The organism is Brachybacterium rhamnosum (assembly GCF_039526185.1).
GTDB classification, from domain to species: domain Bacteria; phylum Actinomycetota; class Actinomycetes; order Actinomycetales; family Dermabacteraceae; genus Brachybacterium; species Brachybacterium rhamnosum.
In genome coordinates this window covers 69,179-87,653 of the sequence record NZ_BAAAIS010000006.1, presented here as the reverse complement: position 1 = coordinate 87,653, position 18,475 = coordinate 69,179, and the positions used below count along the sequence as shown (strand labels likewise).

At 73.3% G+C, this 18,475-nt stretch carries 16 protein-coding genes; 4 read left to right on the top strand and 12 right to left on the bottom strand.

From position 1 onward, the window contains the following. Positions 1-91: 91 nt before the first annotated feature. The 5 genes from pgm to ABD080_RS16445 all read right to left on the bottom strand — a co-directional run bounded on the left by pgm (position 92) and on the right by ABD080_RS16445 (position 5,266). Entirely contained in the window at positions 92-1,729 is a 1,638-nt protein-coding gene (pgm, locus tag ABD080_RS16465; RefSeq protein WP_137771537.1) for a phosphoglucomutase (alpha-D-glucose-1,6-bisphosphate-dependent), read from the bottom strand. 132 nt (positions 1,730-1,861) lie between these two features. After that, positions 1,862-2,653, bottom strand: coding sequence for a hypothetical protein (locus ABD080_RS16460; protein ID WP_343906495.1), 792 nt, complete (start codon positions 2,651-2,653; stop codon positions 1,862-1,864). Between the two features lie 57 nt (positions 2,654-2,710). Then, a complete protein-coding gene (locus ABD080_RS16455) occupies positions 2,711-3,724 on the bottom strand; it encodes an inorganic phosphate transporter (RefSeq protein ID WP_343906493.1) in 1,014 nt (337 codons plus the stop codon). Between the two features lies 1 nt (position 3,725). Next, positions 3,726-4,349, bottom strand: coding sequence for a hypothetical protein (locus tag ABD080_RS16450; RefSeq protein WP_137771534.1), 624 nt, complete (start codon positions 4,347-4,349; stop codon positions 3,726-3,728). Positions 4,350-4,648: 299 nt separating this feature from the next. Next, on the bottom strand, positions 4,649-5,266 hold the full coding sequence (locus tag ABD080_RS16445) for a hypothetical protein (RefSeq protein WP_137771533.1): 618 nt from the start codon (positions 5,264-5,266) through the stop codon (positions 4,649-4,651). Positions 5,267-5,355: 89 nt separating this feature from the next. Between ABD080_RS16445 and ABD080_RS16440 the strand changes: the two genes are divergently transcribed. Continuing rightward, entirely contained in the window at positions 5,356-6,057 is a 702-nt protein-coding gene (locus tag ABD080_RS16440) for a PH domain-containing protein (RefSeq protein ID WP_343906490.1), read from the top strand. Positions 6,058-6,159: 102 nt separating this feature from the next. Then, a complete protein-coding gene (locus tag ABD080_RS16435; protein WP_343906487.1) occupies positions 6,160-6,768 on the top strand; it encodes a DUF4126 domain-containing protein in 609 nt (202 codons plus the stop codon). Positions 6,769-6,798: 30 nt separating this feature from the next. Here the strand turns inward: ABD080_RS16435 and ABD080_RS16430 are convergent, their stop codons facing one another. Further along, on the bottom strand, positions 6,799-7,482 hold the full coding sequence (locus tag ABD080_RS16430; protein ID WP_343906483.1) for a hypothetical protein: 684 nt from the start codon (positions 7,480-7,482) through the stop codon (positions 6,799-6,801). A gap of 94 nt (positions 7,483-7,576) precedes the next feature. After that, the gene (locus tag ABD080_RS16425; RefSeq protein WP_343906481.1) at positions 7,577-9,676 is read right to left on the bottom strand and encodes a M3 family metallopeptidase; all 2,100 of its coding nucleotides are present in this window, start codon (positions 9,674-9,676) and stop codon (positions 7,577-7,579) included. 58 nt (positions 9,677-9,734) lie between these two features. Here ABD080_RS16425 and ABD080_RS16420 point away from each other — a divergent pair, with 58 nt between their 5' ends. Beyond that, positions 9,735-10,895: an ROK family protein gene (locus tag ABD080_RS16420; protein WP_343906479.1), complete on the top strand. Its 1,161-nt coding sequence runs from the start codon at positions 9,735-9,737 to the stop codon at positions 10,893-10,895. Positions 10,896-10,953: 58 nt separating this feature from the next. Here the strand turns inward: ABD080_RS16420 and ABD080_RS16415 are convergent, their stop codons facing one another. The 4 genes from ABD080_RS16415 to ABD080_RS16400 are packed head-to-tail and all read right to left on the bottom strand — an operon-like array spanning position 10,954 to position 16,552. Continuing rightward, entirely contained in the window at positions 10,954-12,339 is a 1,386-nt protein-coding gene (locus ABD080_RS16415) for an ABC transporter substrate-binding protein (protein ID WP_343906477.1), read from the bottom strand. A gap of 10 nt (positions 12,340-12,349) precedes the next feature. Continuing rightward, the gene (locus tag ABD080_RS16410; protein ID WP_137771526.1) at positions 12,350-13,297 is read right to left on the bottom strand and encodes a carbohydrate ABC transporter permease; all 948 of its coding nucleotides are present in this window, start codon (positions 13,295-13,297) and stop codon (positions 12,350-12,352) included. 12 nt (positions 13,298-13,309) lie between these two features. Then, positions 13,310-14,242 (bottom strand): carbohydrate ABC transporter permease, encoded by a 933-nt coding sequence (locus tag ABD080_RS16405; RefSeq protein ID WP_343906475.1) that lies wholly within the window; start codon positions 14,240-14,242, stop codon positions 13,310-13,312. A gap of 27 nt (positions 14,243-14,269) precedes the next feature. Beyond that, a complete protein-coding gene (locus tag ABD080_RS16400; RefSeq protein WP_343906473.1) occupies positions 14,270-16,552 on the bottom strand; it encodes an alpha-galactosidase in 2,283 nt (760 codons plus the stop codon). Between the two features lie 168 nt (positions 16,553-16,720). Between ABD080_RS16400 and ABD080_RS16395 the strand changes: the two genes are divergently transcribed. Next, a complete protein-coding gene (locus tag ABD080_RS16395) occupies positions 16,721-17,932 on the top strand; it encodes a pyridoxal phosphate-dependent aminotransferase (RefSeq protein ID WP_137771523.1) in 1,212 nt (403 codons plus the stop codon). Between the two features lie 81 nt (positions 17,933-18,013). Here the strand turns inward: ABD080_RS16395 and ABD080_RS16390 are convergent, their stop codons facing one another. After that, the gene (locus ABD080_RS16390; protein ID WP_137771522.1) at positions 18,014-18,403 is read right to left on the bottom strand and encodes a DUF1304 family protein; all 390 of its coding nucleotides are present in this window, start codon (positions 18,401-18,403) and stop codon (positions 18,014-18,016) included. Between the last annotated feature and the right edge of the window lie 72 nt (positions 18,404-18,475).

Below are 18,475 nucleotides of genomic sequence, written 5' to 3'. Positions count from 1 at the left end.
CCCGCGAGGTTCCCGGGAGCCCGATGGTGACCGTGCGGTCATCCCGACATGGACCGCCCGCGGCACCGATCGGCACCGCGGGCGGGGAGGGTCAGTCGGCGAGAGCGCCGTCGACCAGGGCCTTCGCCTCCTCCTGGACCTTCGCGAGATGCTCCTCGCCGCGGAACGACTCCGCATAGATCTTGTAGATGTCCTCCGTGCCGGAGGGGCGCGCGGCGAACCACGCGGACTCCGTGGAGACCTTCAGGCCGCCGATCGCCCCGCCGGCCGGGGCCTCGGTGATCGCCGCGGTGATCGGCTCGCCGGCGAGGTCCGTCGCCGTCACCTGCTGGGGGCTGAGCTTCTTGAGCTTCGCCTTCTGCTCGCGGTCCGCGGGGGCGTCCGTGCGGGCGTAGGCGCTCTCGCCGAAGCGCTCGACGAGCTCGCCGTGCAGGACGCTCGGGGAGCGGCCCGTCACCGCGAGGATCTCCGAGGCGAGCAGCGCGAGGATGATGCCGTCCTTGTCCGTGGTCCACACGGAGCCGTCACGGCGCAGGAACGAGGCGCCCGCGCTCTCCTCGCCGCCGAAGCCCACCGAGGAGTCGATGAGCCCGGGGACGAACCACTTGAAGCCCACGGGGACCTCGAACAGCTCGCGTCCCAGATCGGCGACGACCCGGTCGATGAGGCTCGAGGAGACCACCGTCTTGCCGACCTTCGCCCCCGCCGGCCAGCCCGGACGGTGCGCGAACAGGTAGGTGATCGCGACCGCGAGGTAGTGGTTGGGGTTCATGAGCCCCGCATCGGGCGTGACGATGCCGTGACGGTCGGAGTCCGCGTCGTTGCCGGTCGCGATGTCGTACTCGTCGCGGCGCTCGAGCAGGGAGGCCATCGACCACGGGCTCGAGCAGTCCATGCGGATCTTGCCGTCGCGGTCCAGGGTCATGAAGCCGAACTGCGGATCGACCTCCGGGTTCACGACCGTGAGGTCGAGGTCGTGGAGATCGCTGATCATCGCCCAGTAGTCCACCGACGCGCCGCCGAGCGGATCGGCGCCGATGCGCACGCCCGCCTTGCGGATCGCGTCGATGTCCACGACGTTCGGCAGGTCCTGCACGTAGGTGTGGAGGTAGTCGTGGCGACCGGCCTCCTGCAGCGCCTTCTGGCGGCCTGCGCGGCGCACACCCCGCAGGCCGGCCCCGAGCAGCTCGTTCGCGCGGTCGGCGATCCATCCGGTCGCGTCGGAGTCCGCGGGGCCGCCGTGGGGCGGGTTGTACTTGAAGCCGCCGTCGCGCGGCGGGTTGTGGCTCGGCGTGACGACGATGCCGTCGGCCCGCGAGGGGTCGGAGGCCGCCTTGCCGCGGTTGTGCACGAGGATCGCGTGCGAGACCGCCGGGGTCGGCGTGTAGCGGTCACCGGAGTCGATGAGCACCGCGACGTCGTTGCCGGCGAGCACCTCGAGAGCGGTGTCGAAGGCCGGGCGGGACAGCGCGTGGGTGTCGCGGCCGATGAAGAGGGGCCCGCGGATGCCCTGGCCCGCGCGGTACTCCACGATCGCCTGCGTGGTCGCGGCGATGTGGTCCTCGTTGAAGGCGGTGTCCAGGGAGGAGCCGCGGTGGCCGGAGGTGCCGAAGGCGACCTGCTGGTCCGGGTCGCGGGGGTCCGGGTGGAGGTCGTAGTACGCGTCGAGGAGCTCGTCGACGTCGACGAGATCCTCCGGGAGGGCCTTCTGGCCTGCGCGGGGATGCATGGTCACCACTCCGTTCCGGGGGTCGGGGTCACGCGGCCACTCTAGGTGCCCCCGGCCCCGACCGTGGCCCGCGCGGTCGATCCCTGAGACAGGAGGACCGCGCGGTCCGGGTCCGGGGAAGGAGATCGGGGCTCAGCTCCGCCGGGACCGCACGAGCAGGACGGCGCCCACGATCGCGAGCACCAGGCCGACGAGCCCGACGACGACGCCGATGATCGGCCCCAGGATCAGCGGCAGGGCGATGCCGAACACGTCGAGCGGCCCCATGTAGGCGGGCGCCTCGGTCCCCGTGCAGGTGATCGTGGCGGTCGTGTCCGCCGTCGCGACGACGCCGAGGCTCTGCTCGTAGGACGTGCCGTCGGGCGCGGTGATCGTGCCGGAGGTGGGGACGGTGGTGAGGTCCGACGGGCTCGCGCCCTCCACGGTGCAGGTGGCGCCGGCGTCCGCCGTCGGGACGTAGAGGATGAGCATCTCGCCCTCGCCCATCTCGACGGTGCCGCTCGTGCCCTGGACCACGGTGGGGCCGTCGGTCGCCTGCCCCATGACCCCGCTGAACCCCCAGATGATCCCGCCGACGGCGGCCGCGGGGCCCACGATGATCAGCAGCGCGAGGCCGATGATCAGCGGGACGAGCCCGCGGCGACGACGAGCGGGGGCCGGGGCCGACGGGCCGCCCGCGGGGGACGGGGCCGCGCCGTGCGAGGCCCAGGCGGCGGGCTCGTGCGGCGTCGGGCTTCCGTACTGACCCTGCGGCGCCGGGCTGCCGTACTGGCCCTGCGGGGCCGGGCTGCCGTACCGGCCCTGCGGTGCGGGGCTCCCGTACGCGCCCGGGGCGGCGGCGTCACCGGGCTGCGGGGTGGGGGCGGGCAGGCCGTAGGTGGGGCGCCGGCGCTGGCCGGGTGCCGTGGTGTCGCCGTCGGACATCAGGGGCTCCTTCGCGGGGGGACCCGGGAAGGATAGCGACGCCGCCTCCGAGAGGTCTCAGAGAGCCCCGAGCACGATCCGCATCCCCATCGCCGTGATCACACAGGTCACGATCGGGGTCGCGATCCAGAAGCCGACGATCTTCGCGGCGACCGTCCAGCGCACGTGCCGCGGACCGATCGCCGCGCCTGCACCGACCACGCTCGAGGCGAGCGTGTGGGAGCTCGAGATCGGCACCTGGAAGCCGACCACGGCGAGGGCCATGAGCAGTGCCGAGGTGCACTCCGCGACGAAGCCCTGCGCCGAGTTCAGCGACGTGAGCCGGCGCCCGATGGTGCGGATGATCCGGTGGCCGCCCATGAGGGTCCCCGCCGCGATCGCGACCGCGATCGGCGCGAGCAGCCACAGGGAGTCCGCGAGCGGGAAGCCGGCCGCCTGGCAGGCGAGGACCACGAGCGCGTAGGGGAGACGGGAGTCGCTCAGTCCGTGCCCCGTCGCGACCGCGCACGCGGAGACGGTCTGGGCGAAGCGGAGGTGCCCCACCCTCAGCCGCTCGGTGCGTCCCAGCGCGAGCAGGCCCCGCATGCCGGCGATGCTGAGGAGCATGCCCATGAGCGGTCCCAGCAGCGTCGCGAGGGCGAGCAGGCCGATCACGGGCAGCCAGGCCTCGAAGGCGCCGAGGGCGGCGGAGGCACCGAGGGCGGCCCCGAGGAAGGCGTGCCAGGTCGAGGAGGGCGTCCCGTACCACCAGGTGATGATCTCCCAGGCGAGGGTCGCGAGCAGCATGAGCACGAGCGCGATGCCGATGAGGTCCGGGGTGTCGGCGCTCGCCGCGATGATCGGGCCCAGCCCCAGCAGGGAGACCGCCCAGCCCACGCTGAGCGGCACGATGAGCATCCCGATCAGGGCGCCCAGGAGGTTGAGCACCGCGGCGAGGTTCAGCGCAGTGCTCTCCCGCAGCGAGCGGGTGGAGATGGTCGTGGAGACGGCGCTCGAGGCGTCGTGGAACCCGGTGCAGAACGCGGTGACGAAGGCGAGCAGCACCACGGCGACCAGAAGCGCGATCGTCACCTCAGGCGTCCTTGACGCGCAGCAGATCCGCGGTGCGCGCCGCCCGCTCCTGCAGCTCGACGATCGTGTCCACCGCGTCGATCACGTCCCGCTGGGGCAGCAGGTCGATCCCGGAGCCGCCGCGGGCGTAGAGCTCCCCGAGCGCCTGGCGGGTGAGCCGACGGCCCTGCCGGGCGACCTTGCGCACCTGCGCGTAGTAGTCGCCGAGCTCCCGCACGGTGTCGAGCTTCCAGCTCGCGGTGACGGTCAGCTCGGCGCAGCGCTCGATGCCCTTGGCCGCCTCGAGCAGCGGCGTGGGCTGCGTGCCACTGTGGAAGAGCACGAGCAGCTCGGCGCTGTGCTCCATCGCGGAGATCGAGTCCGCGACCGTGAGGGCGAGGGAGTAGAGAAGCTCCGCCTCGTAGGGCGTGATGAGGGAGTCCGCGAGACGGTTCGCGATGCGGCGCACGAGCTCCTCGGCGCTCGTGGAGTGCTCGTGCAGGCGGGGGGCGATGCGCATCCGCTCGCGGTAGCCCGAGCCGAGGACGGTCGAGTGGGTGTCCGCGGCCTGCACCTGGATCTCGGCGAGCTCGGCGAACAGTCCGTACATGGGGCGCTCGAGCCGCCGGGGGAACAGCTGCACCATGGCCAGACGCCTCCTCGCGCTCGGTGGCGCAGCCCTCGCCCTCGGCACCCGGATCAGGGGTGCGGGGCCGTTCCAACGTCGATGCGCCGGACCGGGATGCGCCTGTCGGCGCGAAGGCCGCTCGAAGCGGCAAATGTTGGAGCCCGGGGCAACCGCGGCCCGACGCGCGAACCATCGTAGGGCACTCGCCCGGGCGGTGTCAGCGGGGAGGCCCGTGGAGCGGCCGCGGGCGGGGGAGGAGTGAAGCATCTCGCACGGCGCCCCCCAGCACGCCCCGCCCAGGAGGGGCCTCGGCGCCGTCAGTCCAGCGTGCCCGCCTCGGCGTGACGGCCGGCCGCGACGAGCTCCTCGCCCGTGCTCAGCAGCCGCTCCGCCTGCGCCGTGAGGCCCTCCTCGGGGGAGGAGTCGGCGAGGTGGGCGGTGCCGTGGGCGACGATCGTCGCGACCGCCCCGGCGCGGATCAGGGCCATGCCGAGATCGCCGGTGAAGGCGCCGCGCAGGATGTCGTCCATCGTGCGGCGCACCTCGTCGACGTCCGGCGGCTCGGAGAGGCCGGAGAGGTAGCGCAGGCCGGGCACGGTGCGGGAGCCCTGGCGGTAGCGCAGCACCACGTCGTCGCCGGCCCGCTGCACCCACGTGTGCAGCACGTACAGGCGCCAGAGCGCGCCCGGCAGGGTCGTCGCGGGGGCGCGGGACCACAGGGTCGCGAGGTCGCCGAGGCCCTCGCGCGCGGCGAGGGTCAGCACCCGCTGCACGACCTCCGGGTCCTCGCTGTGGAAGACGCCGTCCAGCAGCGCGCTCGCCGAGCTGTGGGCGAGGTCGCTCGCGGTGCCCGGGTCCGGGTCGCCGGGCAGCTGGTCGGCGACGGAGGGGTACAGCGAGGCGGGACGGCGGAAGCGGGGGGAGGAGCCGGACATGCCCCGCACTGTACGACCGCTCCCTCCGCGCACGCACCTGGGGACCTCTCCCCATGGCGCGGCTCGCACGGCCGCCGTACGGTCGGGCCATGACCGTCCCCCGCTCGCTGGACCCCGGCCCCGGCCCCCGGCCGCTGCCGGACTTCTCGCGCGGCGCCGCGACCGTCGAACGCATGCTGCGCGCGGTCGAGGGTCTCCGTCCCGCACCCCGTGACGCCGCCGCACCGCGCGCCGTCGCCGGGACCCGGCCGGGCGAGGGCAGGAGCGTCCCGGCCCCGCGTGTGCTGCTGCCCGCGCACGCCCTGCGACGCAGCGTGGTCGGCGCGGTCGCCGGCGCGGCGGGGCTCGCCGGGGCGACGATCGCGGCCGGCGCCGGGGTGCTGCTCGCCCTGTCCCGCACCGGCCCGGAGGCGCCCTCGCTCGGCCTCCTCGCCGCGGAGGCGGCGCTCGGCCTGCTCGTGCTGGTGCTCGGCGGCCTGGGACTGCGGTTCGCGCTGTCCGGGCTCGCGGCGGCGCGGGCGAGCGTCGAGATCGGGGCCGAGGAGATCGTCAGCCGCGGCGCCCTGCGCACGCGGCGGGTGCGCTGGGAGGACGTGGTCGACGTCGAGGCGCGGGTCGTGCACCCGGTCCACTGGCTCACGGTCGCGCTGCGCCTGCGCGGAGGACGGCGCGTGGTGCTGCCGGCGCTGGACCGACCGGTGCGCGAGCACGGCCGGCCGAGCGCCGAGGGGGTCCGGATCCTGCGGCGCGAGCTGCACCGGCGACGCCGCCGGGGCCCCGGCCACCGCTGAGGGCGGGCCGGTTCGCGCGGGGGACTGCGCGGGGAGCGGATCCGGGGCACGATGGGCGCACGGCGCCCGCGCGAGGGTCGGGTGCGCGGCAGGGGAGGCGACATGGAAGCGCTCGTGATGACGCTCGGCTCGGGATGGGTGAGCGGGGTGCGGCCCTACTTCATGGTCTTCCTGCTGGGGCTCGCCGGCCGCGTGCTGGGGCTCGAGCAGGTGCCCGAGGTGCTGCAGCGCACCGATCTCCTCGTCATCACCGGGATCCTGCTGCTCGTGGACCTCGCGGCGGACAAGATCGCCTTCCTCGACTCCTTCTGGGACCAGCTGCACCTGATCGTGCGGCCCGTGGCGGGCGGCGCGATCGGCTACCTGCTGGGCGGGGAGACCGACACGACCACCGCGGTGGTGATGGCGGTGATCGGCGCCGCGACGGCCTTCGGCTCCCACGCCGTCAAGAGCACGACGCGCGCCGCCGTGAACATCTCCCCGGAGCCGGTCTCCAACGTCGTCGTCTCGACGGGGGAGGATCTCGCGGCCGTGGTGATGGGTGTGCTGACCGTGCTGCTGCCGGCCCTCGCGGCGGTGATCGCCGTGCTCCTGCTGGCCTGCGGGATCTGGGTGATGGTGCGGCTGCACCGCCGGTACCGCCATCTGCGCGCCCGGGCCCGGGAGGCCCGGGAGGTGCGGAGCGCGCGCGGCGCGGACCCTCTCGCCTGACGCACCGCGGCGGGGCGGGCGCAGCAGGTCTCAGGCGGAGGGGGCGGCGCTGACGCCGTCCTCCCAGAGGGCGCGGACGGCGTCGCTCACCTGCGCCCGGTCGATCGGGGAGACCGAGAGGACCCCCTCCTCGTCGAGCGGGAGGTGGCCGGCGCGCCAGGAGCCGTCGGCCTCGACGTGGAGCATGAACGGGGTCTGCTCCTGCGCCGTCCCGAGCTCCGTGCGGCGCAGGGAGACCGTGCGGCCGGCGCCGTCCTCGAGGAAGGCGGTGACGATGTCCGTCACCGAGCGCGGCACCTGGGCGGGGTCCGGCAGGGCGGAGACGATGAAGGAGTCCAGCTCGTCCTGGGTGAGCATGAGCACCGCGTCCCCCGCGGAGACCACGAACGCCATGCGCATCGCCTCCCCCTCGGAGAGCGCGAGCCCCAGCCAGCGGTCCGCGGAGGTGAGCGTGCCCGCCACGACCTGCCCTTCCTCGCCGAGCAGCCACTGGCCGTCCTGTGAGCGCTCGACCTTGCCGCGGGCGCGCAGGCCCGAGGTGACGGCGGCGGTGACGAACTCGCGGGCCTCCTCGGGGGCGCTGCGCAGCCCCACCTGCTCGCGGGTGACCGCGGCGTTCTCGGTGGGGCGCAGCGAGATCATGAAGTCGATCTCGTAGGCGGTGTAGATCGTCGGCTGGTCGTCCGCCTCGGTCGTGGCGCTGGTCTGGCTCATCGGGGCTCCTCCTCCGGCGGCAGGTGGCCGCCGCTCGATCGCTGGGGGAAGCATGTCAGATGCCCGGCGGCCCCCTCCAGCCGGGCGCCGGGGATCAGACCAGGCCGCGCCGCTCGAGCAGGGGCGTGACCTCCCGGTCGCGGCCGCGCAGTCCGCGGTAGGCGGCGAGGAGATCGGCGGAGCCGCCGATCGCGAGGATCGCCCGCGCGAACTCCTCGCCCACCTCGCGCACGGGGCGGCCGGCGGCGAGCTGCTCCTCGAACCAGGCGACGGAGTCCGCGTCGAAGACCTCCGCCCACAGGTAGGAGTAGTACCCGGCCGCGTACCCGCCGGAGAAGGTGTGCTGGAAGTAGCCGGTGCGGTAGCGCGGGGCGACGAGCGGATGGGCGAGGCCCGCCTGCTCGAGCTGCTCCGCCTCGAAGGCGCGCGGGTCCTCGACGCGCGTGTCCCCGGGCAGGCGGTGCCAGCGCCAGTCGAGCACGGCGGCCGCGAGGTACTCCGCGGTCGCGAAGCCCTCGCCCCACAGCGCTGCGGAGCGCACCCGCTCGAGCTGCTCGGCGGGCACCGGCTCCCCGGTGTCGACATGGCGCGCGTAGTGCTCGACGATCCCGGGCCGCAGCGCCCACATCTCGTTGACCTGCGAGGGGAACTCGACGACGTCCCGCGGCACGGCCGTGCCCGAGGCGGAAGCGTGCTCGACGTCGGAGAGCAGCGCGTGCAGCGCGTGACCGAACTCGTGGAACAGGGTGCGCACCTCGTCGAGGGTGACGAAGGCCGGCTCGCCCGGGGCGGGGCGGGAGATGTTCAGCGTGTTCATGACGATCGGCCGGGTGCCCTCGGCGCGGGAGCGCACGGAGAGCACGTTCATCCAGGCCCCGCCGCGCTTCGCGTCCCGGGTGAAGTAGTCGCCGATGAACAGGCCCACCTCCTCGCCGTCCTCGCGGTGCACCTCCCAGACGAGCGCCTGCGGGTGCGGGCCGGTGAGGTCGTCGCGGCGCGTGAAGGCGAGGCCGTAGACCTCGCCGGCGGCGCGCAGCACGCCGTCCTCGATCACCCGCTCGAGCACGAAGTAGGGCTGCAGGGCGGCCTCGTCCACCGCATGCTCCTCGGTGCGCACGCGCGCCTCGTAGAAGGCCCAGTCCCAGGGGGCGAGGTCCTCGACGCCGTCGCGGGCGGCGCGTGCCGCGATCCGTGCGGCCTCGCCCTCGACGTTGCGCATCGCGGGGCCGACGGTCGCCGCGAACAGCTCCTCGACGGCCTCGGGCACGGCGGCCGTGCGATCGGCGACGGCGAGGGAGGCGAAGTCCGCGAAGCCCAGCAGGGCGGCCTTCCGGGAGCGCAGCTCGGCGATCTGCGCGGCGAGGTCCCAGGTCTCGGTGCCGCGCTCGGCCGAGGCACGGTAGAGCCGCTCGCGCACGGAGCGGTCCTCGAGGGAGGGGAGCAGGCGCTGGACGGTGGGCAGGACGAGCGTGAGCAGCCAGCCCTCGAGCCCGGCGTCGATCGCGGCCTCGCGCGCGGCCGAGCGCTGCCCCGCGTCGAGGCCCGCGAGCTGGGCCGCGTCGGTGAGGTGCACGGAGGCGCCCTTGAGGTCCGCGCGGGCCTGCTGGGTGAAGCGGGTCTCGAGGCGGGAGATCTCCTGGTTCAGCGCGGCCAGGGTCTCCTTCTGCTCGGGGTCGAGCCGCGCCCCGCGCAGCACGAAGCGCTGGTGCAGCCGCTCGAGCAGGTGGCGCTCCTCCGCGCTCAGCGCCGCTCGCGCCGTCTCGTCGCCGTGCAGAGCGTCGACGCGTGCGAAGAGCCGCGGGTCCAGGAACACGGCGTCGGAGAGCGCCGTCAGCCAGGGCGTGACCTCGGCCTCGACGGCCTGCATCTCGGAGGTGCCGTCGGTCGCGACGAGGTGGAAGAACACCCGGGAGACCCGGCGCAGCAGCGGGTCGCCGTCCTCGAGGGGCAGCACGACGGAGGCGAAGGAGGGCGGTGCGGTCGAGGTCGCGACCTCCTCGAGCAGCGCCTTCTGGGCGGCGACGCCGGCCCGGAAGGCGGGGAGGAAGTGCTCGGTGCGCAGCGCCGCGAAGTCCGGCAGGCCGTGGGGGAGGCCCGAGGGCACCGCGAGGGGGTTGCCGCGCAGATCCGGCTCCTCCTGCCCGTGCTCGTCGGTGCCGGCGGGGGACGAGGGGCCAGTGGGCGCGGAGGTCATGCCCGCCACTCTAGTGTCCCTGCTCACGTGGGACCGGGCGCCGCCTACTCTGGTGCTCATGACCGCCGCCGCGACCGACCTCCCCGCCGCCCCGGGGTCGCCCTCCGCCGCGGCCGTCTACGAGCACCTCGTGCGCCGCGGGCCGCACGCCCGCACGGACCTCGCGGCGGTGCTGGGCCTGTCCCACCCGACCCTCACCCGTCTCGCCCGGGAGCTGCTCGAGAACGGCCTGCTGCGGGAGCTCCCGCCGCGACCCCAGGCGAAGGGCCGGCCGCAGCTGCCGCTCGACGTCGCCGAGGAGCACGTGCGGCTGATCGGCGTGAAGATCACCGCGACGGCCGTGCACACGTCGGTCGTCACCGTGCGCGGTCAGTCCCTCGAGGAGCTCGCCGCCCCGCTGCGCCGCAAGGACCCGGACGCCGTGATCGCGACGGTCACGGAGCTGTGCGAGGCGCTGCGCTCCTCGCACCCGCGGATCGCGGGCGTGGGGATCGGCCTCGGCGGCAGGGTCGACGACGACGGCGTGGTCGCCCCGGCCGAGCTGCTCGGCTGGGAGGGACCGGTCCCGCTGCGGGAGCGGCTCGAGCAGGCGCTGGGCCTGCCGGTGAGCGTCCGCAACGACATCCATGCCCTGCTCGAGGGGCTCGCCTGGTTCGGCGCGGGCCGCCGCCACGACTCCTTCGTCGCGATCACCGTGGGCGCCGGGGTCGCGGTGGGCACGGTCGAGGGCGGCGTCGTGCGCCGCGGGGCCGGGCACACGGCCGGGCTCACCGGCGCCCTCACCACGGTCACCCGTGACGGCCGCGGTGTGCGGCTCATGGACGTGGCCTGCAACGACGCCGTCATCGAGGCGGGCCGGGAGCGGGGTGTGCCGGGAGCCGGCACGGGCACCCCCGAGCAGCGGCTGCAGGCGGTGCTCGACGCGGTGCGCGCCGGCGACCCCGCCGCCCGCGAGCTCGCCGCGGAGGTGGGCCACGCGGTCGCCGTCTCCGCCGCCGGGGTGCTCGGCGTGCTGGACCCCGAGGCGCTGCTGCTGGGCGGCGAGAGCGTGGGGCTGCTGCGCGACGACCCCGCCTTCGCCGAGACCCTGCGTGCCCTGCTCCCCGCGCAGCAGCAGGACGTCGTGGTGCGCTACCTGCCCGACGACTTCGAGGACTGGGCGCGCGGCGCGGCCGTCATCGCGGCGAGGCGCTTCATCACGGGCACGGGCCCCGTCTGAGCACGGGAGGGGCCCGGGCCGTGTCCCGGCCCGGGCCCCTCGCCCTCTCCCGCGCGCGTCAGGTGAACAGGGCGTTGACCTTCTCGTTGTACGCCGTCAGCGATGAGGCGTCCGTCTTGCGCAGCCAGAGGTCGTCGAGCGCCGGCTGCATGATCGACTGGATCTGGGCCGCGTTCTCGACGAGCGGGTAGAGCCCCGTCTCGCCGTTCTCGACGCGGTCCGTGTACGGGGAGGCGTCGAGCCCGCGCTCCTCGTAGGCGGCGATCGCCGCCGCCGTCCCGGCATCGGTCGCGGGGAACACGACGCCGCGCCGGCCGATGATCTCCTGCGAGGCGTCCGAGCCGAGGAACGCGACGAGCCGCGCCGCCTCCTCGGGGTGCTCGGACTGCGCCGAGATCGAGTCGCCGAGGCCGTTGAACATCGACATGGGATGGCTGATCGGGCCCGAGGGCAGCGGCGCGATCCCCAGCGAGAGCCCCTCGAGGTTCGCGTAGGTGCCGATCATCCAGGAGCCCGCGAGCGTGAGCGACGCCTTGCGCGACTGCAGCTGGGTCTGGGCGGGGCTCGAGTCGCCGAACATGCCGAAAGGCGGCAGGATCCCCTTGTCGACGAGGCCGAAGTACCAGTCGAGGGTCTGCTGCAGCTCGGGCTCGTCGTACCGGAAGTGCGTGCCCCAGGTGTCCTTGTCGGTGAACGCCCAGCCGGTGGAGAAGGCGAAGGGCGACCAGGTGGACTGCCCCACGTAGTCGATCCCGGCGTCCGCCCCGAGCCCGTAGGTGGCGATGCTGCCGGCGTCGAAGCCGTCCTCGTCGCCGCGCTTCCCGTTCGTGTCCACGGTCAGGTGCAGCAGCATCTGCTCGAAGCTGCCGCCGTCGGCCGGGTTCCAGTCCAGGGACGCGAGGTCCTCGGGGGTGACCCCGGCCTCCTCGAGCACCGTCGTGTCGTACATGATCGCGATGGTGTCGTAGTCCTTGGGCAGCCCGTACTTCTTGCCGTCCTGGCCCGTCCAGAGGTCCTGGAGCCCCGGTTGGAAGCGGTCCTCGGGGATCTCCGCGATCGGGGCGAAGTCGTCGAGCGGGACGATCACGCCGAGGGAGAGCATCTCCGGGTACCGGCCCAGGTGGTCGGTGAAGACGTCGGGCCCGGCGCCGGCGACGAAGCTCGCGGTGAGCTTGGTCCAGTAGTCGTCCCAGCCCATCTGGGTGATCCGTACACGGATGCCCGGGTTCTGCTCCATGAACAGGTCGATCGCCTCGGAGTAGCCGGGCAGCTGGCTCGCGTCCCAGAGCCAGTAGTCGAGCTCGACGCCGTCGCCCGCGGCGGCGGAGGAGCCGCAGCCGGCGAGTGCCGTCGTGCCGGCCGCCGCGCCGAGGGCGGCGGCCCCGCCGAGCAGGCGCCGGCGGCTGAGGGAGTGCTGGCGGTGGTGGGGATGGTGGTTGGTCATCGTCGGTCCCTCACTTGATCCCGCTGAATCCGATGGAGTTCACGATCCGCTTCGCGAAGAGCGCGAAGAGGATCAGCATGGGCAGGGCCGCGACGAGCGTCGCCGCCATGAGCCCGGCCCAGTCGGTGCCCGTGTTCGGGGACTGCGCGCGGAACACCGCGAGCGCGACGGTCAGGACCCGCGAGGAGTCCGAGTAGGAGACCATCAGCGACCAGAAGTACTCGTTCCACGCGGTCATGTAGGTCAGCAGCCCGAGCGTCGCGAGCGGCGCCGAGGACATCGGCAGGATGAGCGTGAAGAACACGCGCACCTTGCTCGCCCCGTCGATCAGCGCGGCCTCCTCCACCTCGCGGGAGATGTTGTTGAAGAACTGCCGCAGGAAGAAGATCGCGAACGGGGAGATGAACAGGCTGGGCAGCATGATCCCGAGCAGCGTGTCCACGAGGTGCAGGTTCTTGATGAGCACGAAGTTGGGCAGCAGGGTGAAGATCTGCGGGATCATCATCGCCGCGAGGAACACGAGGAACACCGTCTCGCGGCCCCGCCAGCGCAGGCGGGAGAACGCGTAGGCGGCCATCGCGCAGGAGAAGGTCTGGACGACGGTGATGCTCGTCGCGACGACCACCGTGTTCAGCAGGTATTGCCAGAAGGTGATCGAGGCGCCGGAGCCGCCCTGGGAGACGGCGGTGTCGACGTCCTGGAGGCCGAAGACCCGTGCGAAGCCGCCCAGCGAGAAGCCCACGGGGAGCAGGCTGCTGGGGTTGGTGGCGAGCGCGGTGTTCGAGGAGAGGGCGGTGCGCAGCATCCAGTAGAAGGGAAAGACCGTGATCAGCAGGATCACGATCATCACGGCCCAGGCGGCGAGGCGGCCGGGGGAGAGGCGACGGCGCGGCCGCGCGGAGGGCGCGGGCGCCGCCGCGTGGGCGGTGGTCGTGACGGGGGCGTCGGTGGTGGTCATCGATGGGTCCTCTCAGTCCAGGTCCGACTCGCCGGCACGGCTCAGGAAGTACTGGGCGAAGGTGATGATCACGAGGATCACCAGCAGCGCCACGGAGAGCGCGGAGGCGTACCCGAACTGGTACTGCGCGAAGGCGTTCTCGTAGATGTACATCTGCAGCACCTTGGAGGCGTCCGAGGGCCCGCCCTGGGTGGTCACGGAGATCGTGTCGAACACCTGGAAGCTGCCGATGATCGACATGATCAGCACGAGCGCGAGGATCGGCCGCAGCAGCGGCAGGGTGATCCGGCGGAACAGCTGCCACTCGCCGGCGCCCTCCGTGCGGGCCGCCTCGTAGAGCTGCTCGGGGATGGACTGCAGCCCGGCGAAGAGCAGCAACGCTGTGTAGCCCATGTGGCGCCACACGTTCACGAGCGCGACGGTGGGGATCACCCAGGTCTCGCTCGCCCAGAAGGAGACGGGGTCGAAGCCGATCGCCTGCAGCGCGATGTTGACGATGCCGAGCTGGCTGTCGAGCATCCACAGGAACACGATCGCGGCGACGACGTTGGAGACGAGGTAAGGGGCGAGCACGATCGAGCGCAGCCAGGTGGACTGCGTGAGGCGCTGCATGAGCACCGCGATGAGCAGCGCGACGACCGTCTGCACGCCGATGTTGATGAGCACGTACAGCACGGTCACCCGCAGCGACTTCCAGAACACCGGGTCGGTGAGCATCGTGCGGTAGTTCTCGAGCCCCACCCACTGGGCGGGGGTGAGGATCGCGTACTCGGTGAAGGAGTAGTACAGGCCCGTGATCAGCGGCCAGACGAGGAACACGAGCAGGCCGACGCTCGCGGGCAGGATGAACAGCAGAGCCAGGCGGGTGTCGTCCCGGTGGCGGCGGCGGGGAAGCGCCGGGCGCGTGCCCGGCGTCCTCGTCGCCTCGGGGGTGGTGGTGGACATCGTCGTCCTCTCTCCGATGGGCGGGGGTCAGGGTCGGTCCGCGAGCGCGGTGACCTCGAGCAGGAACGCCGTCTCCGGCGCCATGACGGGGGCGGCGAGGCCCGTGCGCAGCAGCACCGCGCCGGGCACGTCGAGGTGGTCGACGAGGGCGGGCGGGCCGTAGCCGGCGCCCTTCGCGTCCGTGGCCGGGTCCGCGCCCTCGCGGGCCCAGGCGGGCCACACGTAGCCGGTGGGCTGGGGGCCGAGCACGAGCGGGCGCACGCGGTAGCGGCGCCGCGGGTCGAGGCCGGGCAGGCGGAGGGCGCCGACGGGGGCGATGTCGGGGGTGCCGACGGCGGTGACCGTGTACAGGGCCCGGTCGCGCTCGGGGGAGAGCACGCCGGTGATCCAGACGGCGTCCTGGCCGCGGTCCGCACGGACGAGGTCACCGGTGAACAGCAGCTCGCGTTGCTCCTTGTACAGGGCGATCCAGGTGCGCAGCTCGGCGAGCTCCTCCTCGGTCGCGCGGCGCAGGTCCCACTCGATGCCGAGGTGGCCCAGGATCGCGCTCGCGGCGCGGAAGGAGAGGGAGTGCAGACGGCCGGTGGTGTGGGAGCCGCCGGAGGCGATGTGGCTGCCCATGAGCTCGAGCGGCACGAGCTGGGAGGTCCAGCGGTTCATGGTCGCCCGCTCGAGGGGGTCGATGCAGTCGGAGACCCAGATCCTGTCCGCCCGCTCGAGGATGCCGAGGTCCACGCGGGCCCCGCCGGAGGAGCAGGACTCGATCTCGAGGCCGGGGTGCGCGGCCTTGAGGCTGTCCCAGAGCCGGTACACGGCGAGGGTCTGCTCGTGGACGGCGGCGGCGCCGGTCGCGCGGGTCGCGGCCTCGACGAGGTCGCGGTTGTGGTCCCACTTGATGTAGGCGATGTCGTGCTCGGTCAGGAGCGCGTCGATCGCGTCGTGGACGTGCTGCCAGGCCTCGGGGATCGTGAGGTTGAGGACCTGCTGGTGGCGGGCGGGCAGCGGCATGCGGTCCGGGCCGGGGGCCATGATCCACTCCGGGTGCGCGCGGGCGAGGTCGGAGTCCTCGTTGATCATCTCGGGCTCGAACCAGAGGCCGAACTGCATGCCGTGGCCGGTGACGCGCTCGACGAGCGGGGCGAGGCCGCCGGGCCAGGCCTCCTCCGAGACGGTCCAGTCACCGAGGCCCGAGGTGTCGTCGCGGCGGGAGCCGAACCAGCCGTCGTCCAGCACGAAGCGCTCGACGCCGAGCTCCGCGGCGCGGTCGGCGAGCTCGGAGAGCACGGAGAGGTCGTGGTCGAAGTAGACGGCCTCCCACACGTTGAGGGTGACGGGGCGGTCGGTGCCCGGGTAGGGGAGGCCGCCGTGCGTCTCGCGGTCGCGCAGGTGGGCATGGAAGCGGCGGGCGATCGTGTCGAGCCCGGCGGCGGAGTGGGCGCCGTAGAGCCAGGGGGAGGCGATCGCGGCGCCGGGGGCGAGGCGGCCCTCGCCGGGGAGCAGCAGCTCGCCGCCGCCGATCACCTGGACGCCCGCGGAGAGCCGCTCGGCGTGGTGGGTGTGGTTGCCGGAGAAGGCGGTGTGCACGGCCCAGATCTCGCCGGTGGCGAAGTCGAAGCCGGAGGTGCCCAGGTGCAGCAGGTGCGCGGCGTCGGCGCCGGTGCGGCCGCGGCGGTTCTCGCGCAGGTGGGTGCCGGTGACCATGGCGCGGCGCTGCGGGGTGCGCTCCTTGGTCCAGCGGCCGCCGAAGTCGAGCAGCTCGTCGGCGTCGAGGGGGACCGGCAGGGCGGGGGTGAGCTGGTGGACGGTGTAGGCGGTGTCGCCGGTGTTCGTGACCTCGGCGCGCACGCGCACGAGGCCGGAGGGGAGCAGCTCGACGTCGAGGCGCACGGCGAGGCCGAGGAGCTCGTCGGCGAGGTCGAGCATGACGAGGGCGGGGCCGGTCTCGAGGTCGGTCCCCTCGCCGGCGGGGAGCGTGCGCTCGGTGCCCTGCTCGGTGATCCGGACGCCGGTCACGGTGAGCCGCGGGGCGGTGCCGGAGCCGTCGTCGCGGGAGCCGGTGAGGCCGGGGCGGCCCAGCCAGCCGTCGGCGCTCTGGGGGAGGATCCCCGTGCGCAGCGGGACGTCCGGGCCGTTGCTCGAGATCGCGGGGGTGACGGCGGCGAGGAGCGTGGCGAGGTCCGTCCCGGTGAGCGGGCCGAGGTCCGCGCCCCAGTGGAGGATCGCGGGGACGCGCCCGCCGGTCGTGTCGAGCACGAGGGATACGCCGGCCGCGCGGAGGTGCAGGCGCCGGGTCGTGGGATCGGTGGGCATCGTCGCTCTTCCTGATCGGGGGCGGGCGTCCTCGCCCGGTAATTACTTACGACCCGAAAATAAGGGGTGCGGGACGGGCCGTCAAGGGCCTCCCGCGGGCATCCCTCCACCCGTGCCCCGCACGGCGCTACCCTGAGCTCTCCCCTCCGACCCGACAGGAGCCGACTGATGATCTTCACCCAGTCCTCGAAGCTGCGCGACGTCTGCTACGAGATCCGAGGTCCGGTCCCGGCAGAGGCGGCACGCATGGAGGCCGAGGGGCACAAGATCATCAAGCTCAACATCGGCAACCCCGCGCCCTTCGGCTTCGAGGCGCCGGACGAGATCCTCGTGGACATGATCCGGTCGCTGCCCACCGCGCAGGGCTACTCCGACTCCAAGGGCCTGGTCTCCGCCCGCCGCGCGGTCGCGCAGTACTACCAGACCAAGGGCATGCCCGGCATGGAGCTGGACGACATCTACCTCGGCAACGGGGTCTCCGAGCTCATCCAGATGACCTGCCAGGCGCTCGTGGACGACGGCGACGAGGTGCTCGTGCCCGCTCCGGACTACCCGCTGTGGACCGCCTCGATCGCGCTCGCCGGCGGCCGCGCCGTGCACTACCGCTGCGACGAGGAGCAGCAGTGGTGGCCCGACGTCTCCGACCTCGCGGACAAGGTCACCGAGCGCACCAAGGCGATCGTCGTCATCAACCCCAACAACCCCACGGGCGCGGTCTACCCCGAGCACGTGCTCAGGGAGATCGTCGAGGTCGCCCGCAAGCACGGGCTGATGATCCTGGCGGACGAGATCTACGACAAGATCCTCTACGACGACGCGGTCCACCACCACATCGCGAAGCTCGCCCCGGACCTCCTGACCATCACCTTCGACGGGCTCTCCAAGGCGTACCGGGTCGCGGGCTTCCGCGCCGGATGGATGGCGCTCTACGGCCCCAAGGACCACGCGACGAGCTTCATCGAGGGCCTCGACGTGCTCTCGAACATGCGGCTCTGCCCCAACGTCCCTGCCCAGCACGTGGTCGCGACGGCGCTCGGCGGCCATCAGTCGATCCACGAGCTCCTGCTCCCGGGCGGCCGGCTCAAGGAGCAGCGCGACGTGGCCTACGAGGGGCTCAGCGCGATCGACGGGGTCGACGTCGTCAAGGCCCAGGGTGCTCTTTACATGTTCCCGCGCGTGGACCGCGAGATGTACCGGATCGACGACGACGAGCAGTTCGCCTTCGAGCTGCTGCGCTCCAAGAAGCTCCTGGTCACGCAGGGGACGGGCTTCAACTATCCGACGCCGGACCACTTCCGGCTCGTGACGCTCCCACCCGTGGACCTCCTCGAGGACGCCGTGGACCGCATCGCCGACCACCTGGCTTCCATCCGGCGCTGAGCCCGGTTCCCGGGATCGACGGGAGGGGCGCCCGCCTCCGCCATCCGGCGGGAGCGGGCGCCCCTCCTGCGCGCGGGTGCGTCAGATCGCGAGGCCGATCACGAGCGCGAGCACGGCCAGCAGCGGGAGTGTGCCCTGCTTGATCGCCGCGGCGCGGTGCGCGGGGGAGGCGAGCAGCAGGACGAGCGCGGCGGCGAGCATGCTGCCGGTGCCCGCAAGGGCGAGCGCGCCGCCCACGGCGGTGGATCCGGCGAGCAGCAGGATCGCGCCGAGGGCGGCGAGCACGGCGAGGAAGAGGTTGTAGAAGCCCTGGTTGAGGGCCATGAGCTTCGTCGTCTCGATCTCCTCGGGTGACTGCGCCCCGAACACCGCCTGGGAGCGCGGCGTGCCCCAGAGCAGGGACTCGAGCGCGAAGATCAGGACGTGCAGGGCCGCCGCCGCGAGGGCGAGCACGGATCCGAGGATGACCACAGGAACCTCCGGGGTTCTATTGAAGTAGTCATTCCATTATAGTGGGGGAAGCGGCGCCGGCACCAGGGCTCG